5 protein-coding genes and 1 riboswitch are annotated in these 8,010 nt (G+C 70.9%); of the genes, 4 read left to right on the top strand and 1 reads right to left on the bottom strand.

Annotation, left to right across the window (positions count from 1 at the left end; genetic code table 11):
* Positions 1-65: 65 nt before the first annotated feature.
* Entirely contained in the window at positions 66-2,513 is a 2,448-nt protein-coding gene (locus tag ACFWZH_RS33685; protein ID WP_384440113.1) for a DNA topoisomerase (ATP-hydrolyzing) subunit A, read from the bottom strand.
* A gap of 302 nt (positions 2,514-2,815) precedes the next feature.
* On the opposite strand from ACFWZH_RS33685, the gene ACFWZH_RS33680 reads away from it, so the two are divergent.
* From ACFWZH_RS33680 to ACFWZH_RS33665, 4 genes are all read left to right on the top strand, one after another.
* The gene (locus ACFWZH_RS33680) at positions 2,816-4,156 is read left to right on the top strand and encodes a M16 family metallopeptidase (RefSeq protein ID WP_384440128.1); all 1,341 of its coding nucleotides are present in this window, start codon (positions 2,816-2,818) and stop codon (positions 4,154-4,156) included.
* 38 nt (positions 4,157-4,194) lie between these two features.
* Entirely contained in the window at positions 4,195-5,577 is a 1,383-nt protein-coding gene (locus ACFWZH_RS33675) for a M16 family metallopeptidase (RefSeq protein WP_384440125.1), read from the top strand.
* 234 nt (positions 5,578-5,811) lie between these two features.
* Positions 5,812-5,967, top strand: a riboswitch (cyclic di-AMP (ydaO/yuaA leader).
* A 12-nt stretch (positions 5,968-5,979) separates the two neighbouring features.
* A complete protein-coding gene (locus ACFWZH_RS33670; RefSeq protein WP_384440110.1) occupies positions 5,980-6,780 on the top strand; it encodes a M23 family metallopeptidase in 801 nt (266 codons plus the stop codon).
* 182 nt (positions 6,781-6,962) lie between these two features.
* The gene (locus ACFWZH_RS33665) at positions 6,963-7,652 is read left to right on the top strand and encodes a GntR family transcriptional regulator (RefSeq protein WP_384440107.1); all 690 of its coding nucleotides are present in this window, start codon (positions 6,963-6,965) and stop codon (positions 7,650-7,652) included.
* Positions 7,653-8,010 lie beyond the last annotated feature (358 nt).

The following is an 8,010-nucleotide window of genomic DNA, read 5'->3' as shown; positions in this document are numbered from 1 at the left end:
CCACTGTCGGACCGGTGGACTTCCGGCCCGACAGCGCCCGTCCGCGTTGCGCGAGGTGCGGCCGCCTACATCGGTCCCGCCAGTGCCGCCACCGGCTTCGCCAGGGGCACTCCCGAGCCGTCCCGTCGCGGATCGACGTCCGGCAGCGTGACCGGGGCGCCCTTGGCGTCCGCGGCGCGCACCGGTGTCGGCCCCGCCCATGCCTGGGTCAGACAGTCCTCGCCCTTCAGGAAGCGCTGGCAGCGCACGCCGCCCGTGGCCCTGCCCTTGCGCGGGTACTGGTCGAACGGGGTGAGCTTGGCCGTGGCCACCGAGTCGTCGAGCGTGCCGTGCGAGCCGGCGACGGTGAACACCATGGCGTCGGAGGCCGGATCGACCGCCGAGAACGAGATCACCTTTGCGCCCTCGCCCAGCTTGATGCCCGCCATACCGCCGGCCGGGCGGCCCTGCGGCCGCACCTGCGACGCCTGATAGCGCAGCAGCTGCGCCTCGTTGGTGATGAAGACCAGGTCCTCCTCACCGGTGCGCAGCTCGGCGGCGCCCACGATGCGGTCGCCCTCCTTGAGGGTGATGACCTCCAACTCCTCCTTGTTGGAGGGGTAGTCGGGCACCACCCGCTTGACGACGCCCTGCTCCGTGCCGAGGGCCAGGCCCGGCGAGGACTCGTCCAGTGTGGTCAGGCAGATCAGCTCCTCGCCGTCCTGCAGTGTCAGGAACTCCGAGATCTGGGCGCCACCGGAGAGGTTGGGTGCCGCCGCCGTCTCCGGGAGCTGCGGCAGATCGATCACGGAGAGCCGCAGCAGCCGGCCCAGGGACGTCACCGCGCCCACCTCCCCGCGGGTCGTCGCCGGCACCGCCGAGACGATCACATCGTGCTTGACCCGCTTGGCGTCGACGTCGAAGGGCACCTCGCCGGTGACCGTGCGCGCCAGCAGGCCCGTAGAGGACAGCAGCACCCGGCACGGGTCGTCGGAGACCTCCAGCGGCACCGCGCCGACCGAGGGGCCCGCCGACTCCAGCAGGACCGTGCGCCGGTCCGTGCTGTACTTCTTGGCGACCGCGGCCAGCTCGTTGGAGACCAGCTTGCGCAGCTCGGCGTCCGACTCCAGGATCCGGGTCAGCTTCTCGATCTCGTCCTGCAGCCGGTCGCGCTCGGACTCCAGCTCGATACGGTCGAACTTGGTCAGCCGGCGCAGCGGCGTGTCGAGGATGTACTGCGTCTGGATGTCGCTCAGCGAGAAGCGCTCGATCAGCCGCTCCTTGGCCTGCGCGCTGTTCTCGCTGGAGCGGATCAGGCGGATCACCTCGTCGATGTCCACCAGGGCCGTCAGCAGGCCCTCGACCAGATGGAGCCGGTCGCGCCGCTTGCCGCGCCGGAACTCGCTGCGCCGGCGCACCACCTCGAAGCGGTGATCGACGTAGACCTCCAGCAGCTCCTTCAGCCCCAGCGTCAGCGGCTGGCCGTCCACCAGCGCGACGTTGTTGATGCCGAAGGACTCCTCCATCGGCGTGAGCTTGTAGAGCTGCTCGAGGACGGCCTCGGGGTTGAAGCCGTTCTTGACCTCGATCACCAGCCGCAGGCCGTGCTCACGGTCGGTGAGGTCCTTGACGTCCGCGATGCCCTGGAGCTTCTTCGAGCCGACCAGGTCCTTGATCTTGGAGATGACCTTCTCGGGGCCGACCGTGAAGGGGAGTTCGGTGACGACCAGGCCCTTGCGACGGGCGGTGACGTTCTCCACCGTCACCGTCGCGCGGATCTTGAACGTGCCGCGGCCCTTCTCGTACGCGTCCCGTACGCCGCCCAGGCCCACGATCCGGCCGCCCGTCGGCAGGTCGGGACCGGGCACGAAGCGCATCAGCGTGTCCAGGTCGGCGTTGGGGTGCTTGATCAGATGGCGGGCCGCGGCGATGACTTCGCCCAGGTTGTGCGGCGGCATGTTCGTGGCCATACCGACCGCGATACCGGACGAGCCGTTGACGAGGAGGTTCGGGTACGCGGCGGGCAGGGCGACCGGCTCCCGCTCCTGGCCGTCGTAGTTGGGCGCGAAGTCGACGGTGTCCTCGTCGATCGACTCCGTCATCAGGGACGTCGCGGACGCCATCCGGCACTCGGTGTACCGCATGGCCGCGGGCGGGTCGTCGTTGCCCAGCGAGCCGAAGTTGCCGTGCCCGTCCACCAGCGGCACCCGCATCGAGAACGGCTGCGCCATGCGCACCAGCGCGTCGTAGATCGACGCGTCGCCGTGCGGGTGAAGCTTACCCATGACCTCGCCGACGACCCGGGCGCACTTGACGTAGCCGCGGTCGGGGCGCAGGCCCATCTCGTTCATCTGGTAGAGGATGCGGCGGTGCACGGGCTTGAGACCGTCGCGGGCGTCCGGCAGGGCGCGCGAGTAGATGACCGAATACGCGTACTCGAGGAAGGAACCCTGCATCTCGTCGACGACGTCGATGTCGAGGATCCTCTCCTCGAAGTCGTCCGGCGGCGGGGTCTTCGTGCTGCGGCGGGCCATCGCGGCTGCGGCTCCTTCTGCTGCGTCTACTGCCGATGTCGGGCTGCGACGTCAGGGCGACGTCGGTCAATCAGTCGGGTCAATCAGCTGGGGGATCAACCGGCGAGTATCTCTGAGTCTGACGCGGACCATTGTGGACCGCCCTACTGACAACGCCCACCGCGACTCCCCCTTCGCCTCCCGAGGGCCCCGGGCACGACGCTCGATCGGGGCCGGTCGCACGGGAACTTCGCCAGATGCCGACGCGCTTGCATACAGTGACAGAACTTCCTCGCAAGCGGATCGAAGGGACGTACATGCCCATGGGTCACACGGCCACAGAACAAGCCGGCTCCGGCGGCCTGACAGCGACCGAGCACCGGCTGGCCAACGGCCTGCGCGTGGTGCTCTCCGAAGACCACCTGACCCCGGTCGCAGCGGTGTGCCTGTGGTACGACGTCGGCTCCCGCCACGAGGTCAAGGGCCGTACGGGCCTGGCTCACCTCTTCGAGCACCTGATGTTCCAGGGCTCCGCGCAGGTGAAGGGCAACGGCCACTTCGAGCTGGTGCAGGGCGCCGGCGGCTCGCTCAACGGCACCACGAGCTTCGAGCGCACCAACTACTTCGAGACCATGCCCACCCATGAGCTGGAGCTCGCGCTCTGGCTGGAGGCGGACCGGATGGGCTCGCTGCTGACCGCGCTCGACGAAGAGTCCCTGGAGAACCAGCGCGACGTCGTCAAGAACGAGCGCCGCCAGCGCTACGACAACGTCCCCTACGGCACGGCCTTCGAGAAGCTGACGGCCATGGCGTACCCGGAGGGCCACCCGTACCACCACACGCCCATCGGGTCGATGGCCGACCTGGACGCCGCCTCGCTGGAGGACGCCCGGGCGTTCTTCCGTACGTACTACGCGCCCAACAACGCCGTCCTGTCGGTCGTCGGCGACATCGACTCCGCGCAGACGCTGGCCTGGATCGAGAAGTACTTCGGTTCGATCCCCTCGCACGACGGCAAGCAGCCGCCCCGGGACGGCGCGCTGCCCGACGTCATGGGCGGCCAGCTGCGCGAGGTCGTCGAGGAGGACGTGCCCTCCCGCGCCCTGATGGCGGCCTACCGTCTGCCGCACGACGGCACCCGTGAGGCGGACGCCACGGACCTGGCGCTGACCGTCCTGGGCGGCGGCGAGTCCTCCCGCCTGTACAACCGGCTGGTGCGCCGTGACCGCAGCGCCGTGGCGGCCGGCTTCGGCCTGCTGCGGCTGGCCGGCGCGCCGTCGCTGGGCTGGCTGGACGTGAAGACGTCCGGCGGCGTGGAGGTCCCCGACATCGAGCGCGCCGTTGACGAGGAGCTGGCCCGCTTCGCCGCCGAGGGCCCGACCCCGGAGGAGATGGAGCGCGCGCAGGCCCAGCTGGAGCGCGAATGGCTGGACCGTCTCGCCACGGTCAGCGGCCGCGCCGACGAACTGTGCCGCTTCGCCGTCCTGTTCGGCGACCCGCAGCTCGCGCTGTCCGCCGTGCAGCGCGTCCTGGACATCAGCGCCGAGGAGGTGCAGGCGGTCGCCAAGGCCCGGCTGCGCCCCGACAACCGCGCGGTGCTGGTCTACGAACCCACCGAGCCGACCGACGCCGCCGACACCGAGGAAGGGGAGGCGGACCAGTGAGCGACGCCACCAACCGCGCAGGGTCCCCCATGAGCACCATGGACTTCCACCCCCAGCCCCGGGGCGGCGCGCCCAAGCCGTGGGCCTTCCCGGCCCCCGACCGCAGCCAACTCCCCAACGGGCTCACCCTGCTGACCAGCCACCGCCCCGGCCAGCAGGTCGTCGCCGTCGAGGTCAACCTCGTCGCGCCGCTGGACGCCGAGCCCGAGGGGCTGGACGGCGTCGCCACGATCATGGCGCGTGCGCTGTCGGAGGGCACCGACAAGTACGACGCCGAGGAGTTCGCCGCCGAGCTGGAGCGCTGCGGCGCCACGCTGGACGCCCACGCCGACCACCCCGGTGTACGGGTCTCCCTGGAGGTCCCGGCCTCCCGGCTGCCGCGCGCGCTCGGCCTGCTCGCCGACGCGCTGCGCGCCCCCGCCTTCCCGGACAGCGAGGTCGAGCGGCTGGTGCGCAACCGCCTCGACGAGATCCCGCACGAGCTCGCCAACCCGGCCCGGCGCGCCGCCATGGCGCTGTCCAAGGAGCTGTTCCCGGCCACCGCGCGCATGTCGCGGCCCAGGCAGGGCACCGAGGAGACCGTGGCCCGCATCGACGCGGCGGCCGTCCGGGCCTTCTACGACGCCCATGTGCGGCCGGCCACGGCCACCGCCGTCATCGTCGGCGACTTCACCGGTGTCGACCTGGACGCGGCGCTCGCCGAGACCCTCGGCGCCTGGAGCGGCTCGACGGCCGAGCCGCTGAAGGCGGCGCCGATCGTCGCCGACGACACCGGCCGTGTGGTGATCGTGGACCGCCCCGGAGCCGTCCAGACGCAGCTGCTCATCGGCCGGATCGGCGCCGACCGGCACGACCGGGTGTGGCCGGCGCAGGTCCTCGGCACGTACTGCCTCGGCGGCACCCTCACCTCCCGGCTGGACCGTGTGCTGCGGGAGGAGAAGGGCTACACCTACGGGGTGCGCGCCTTCGGCCAGGTACTGCGCTCCACCGCCCCCGGCTCCCCCGAGGGGGCGACGGGCGCGGCCCTGCTGGCCATCAGCGGCTCGGTGGACACCGCCTCCACCGTCCCGGCGCTCCAGGACCTGTGGCAGGTGCTGCGGACCCTCGCGGCAGAGGGGCTGACGGACGAGGAGCGCGATGTCGCCGTCCAGAACCTCGTCGGGGTCGCGCCGCTGAAGTACGAGACCGCGGCGGCCGTCGCGGGCACGCTGGCCGACCAGGTGGAGCAGCAGCTCCCGGACGACTTCCAGGCGCAGTTGTACGCCCGGCTCGCGGAGACCGGCACGGTCGAGGCGACCGCGGCGGCGGTCAGCGCCTTCCCGGTGGACCGGCTGGTGACGGTCCTGGTGGGTGACGCGGCCCAGATCGCCGAGCCCGTCAAGGCGCTGGGGTTGGGCGAGGTGACGGTCGTCGGCGGCTAGGGCCGATCCGAAAGGCACGCCCTGACCGCTGCGTATGACGGCGGATCAGTTTCGAGCGACGGCTCCCGTGGTGCTCTCTGCCACGGGAGCCGCCGTATGTCCGGTTTGTGATGACTGGCTGCGCCGCTTCTTGTGGCATCCCGCACAAAAAAGCGGTTCTGTTTGGCGATCGAAAGTTGCCCCGATTAGCGTCGGTCCGGCTGTTCGTCACAACTCCGCCACAACAGTGGCACCGGACAGTCATCGCCGAGTCCCCGTACGGCGCGAGCCAGGGGAGCCGGGGACCCACACGTCCCTGGGGTGAATCGGACCCCTCTTCGGAGGAGCCCGTAGGAGACCTTCCTGCTCCGAACCCGTCAGCTAACCCGGTAGGCGAGAAGGAAGGAAAGGACAAGCCAGTACATGGCGTTCATACGTGCCACCGGGAAGCACCGTCGTGCGAGCCGCACCGCCCGCTCGACCCGCAACATCGCAGGCATAGCCACCCTCGCGGCCTCCGGCGTTGTCGCCTCGGTGGCCTCGCCGGCGCTGGCCGCCACGGACGAGGCGCGCACCCACGACACCGGTCTGCAGCAGGCCGTCGTCCTCGGTGACGAGCTCGCCAACCGCATCGAGGCCCAGGCCGACGCGCAGCAGGCCGACGCCGAGGCCGCCGCCGCGAGGGCGAAGGCCGAGGCCGTCGCCAAGAAGCAGGCCGAGGAGGCCCAGCGGCGCGCCGAGGCGGCCCGGAAGAAGGCCAAGGCCGAGCGCGAGGCCAAGGAGCGCGCCGCCCGCGAGGCCGAGCGCAAGCGCCTCAACACCTTCGTCGCCCCGATCGCCGGCTCGTACGTGTCCACCGCCTACAAGGCGTCCAGCAGCCTGTGGTCCTCGGGCAGCCACACCGGCATCGACTTCCACGCCGCCTCCGGGACCTCCGTCCACGCCGTCGGCGCGGGCACCGTCGTCGAGGCCGGCTGGGGCGGCTCGTACGGCAACAACGTCGTGATCAAGATGAACGACGGTACGTACACCCAGTACGGCCACCTGTCGTCGATCTCCGTCTCGGTCGGCGAGAGCGTCACCCCCGGCAAGCAGATCGGGCTCTCCGGTGCCACCGGCAACGTCACCGGCCCGCACCTGCACTTCGAGGCCCGCACCACTGCCGACTACGGCTCGGACATCGACCCGGTCGCGTATCTGCGCGCGCACGGCGTCAACGTCTGATGCACCGCAGCCGCCTCCGCATCGTCTGACACACCGCTTCGCCCGATGCCGGCGCCGTCCGTTGGCTAAAAAATATCCATGGATAAGCGGAGTCCGTCGGAAAAGCCGTCCCGGTCGAATAGAGTCACGGAAAAGTCGTCAACCGGCGGCTTTTCCAGGGGATTACGGCGGAGGCACGGACGATGCGAGGCCATATTTCCGCGCATGCGGTGTGCACGGCGATTCGCGAGGACATTGTCTCCGGTGCGCTGGCGCCGGGGAGCCGGCTGATCGAGGAGATCCTGGCGGCGCGTTACGGCGTCTCCAGGGTGCCGGTCCGCGAAGCGCTGCGCACCCTGCAGTCGGAGGGCTTCGTCACCACCCGCCATCACGCGGGCGCCTGTGTCGCCGAGCCCACCGAGCAGGAGGCCGCCGACCTGCTGGACATCCGCGCGCTGCTGGAGCCGCTGGGGGCCGCCCGCGCGGCCGCCCGCCGCAGCCCGGCCCACCTCAAGGTGCTGCGCGGACTGGTGCGGCTCGGACGTGAGCGGGCGCGCCACGGCAACGCCGCGGACCTGCGCCAATTGGACGGCTGGTTCCACGAGACGCTCGCCCAGGCGGCCGGCAGCCCCAGCCTGACCGCGCTGCTGACCCAGCTGCGGCGCAAGATCGAGTGGATGTACGCGGTGGAGCCGCCGGCCAGGGCCGGCGAGTCCTGGGACGATCACGGCGCGGTGCTGGACGCGGTGGCCCGGGGGGACGCCGAACGCGCCCGCGCCCTGATGGCGGCCCATATCGAGCGTTCGCTGCCGGTCTACCGGCTGCGGCGCCCGGCCAAGGTCGAGGTGAGGGATCCGAAACGGCCCGTCAACACAGCGCGTGCCCGCTCTTAACAGGGGCCCCGTATACAAAGAGGTGTGCGGGGGAATGGCACGCGCAGGGGAATGGGCGCGAAGGCCGCATGGCGACTTTTCCCGTAAGGGCGCCGTTATTCCGCCCGGCGTGCACCCGTATTCGGATTTCCTGTGCTTCCGGACCGGGCGCTGAACCGTACGGCCTTTTCTGAAGAATTGATTCAGTCGCGGCGGCGCATGGTGCCCTGGTAGGGCAATTCAGGCGGGATACCGGCCGGGGTGAGGAACCGCGATCGCAGCGAAACGGCCCCGCCGCGGCGACCGGTTTCCGGTGTCCGCGGCGGGGGCGCCGCCGTGAGAGGGTGGGGGGGTCTCAGACGGGGGAGGGGGGGGGCGA

The organism is Streptomyces sp. NPDC059008 (assembly GCF_042749045.1).
Lineage (GTDB): Bacteria > Actinomycetota > Actinomycetes > Streptomycetales > Streptomycetaceae > Streptomyces.
The sequence above is the reverse complement of the archived record's forward strand: the minus strand, read 5'-3'. Positions and strand labels throughout refer to the sequence as shown.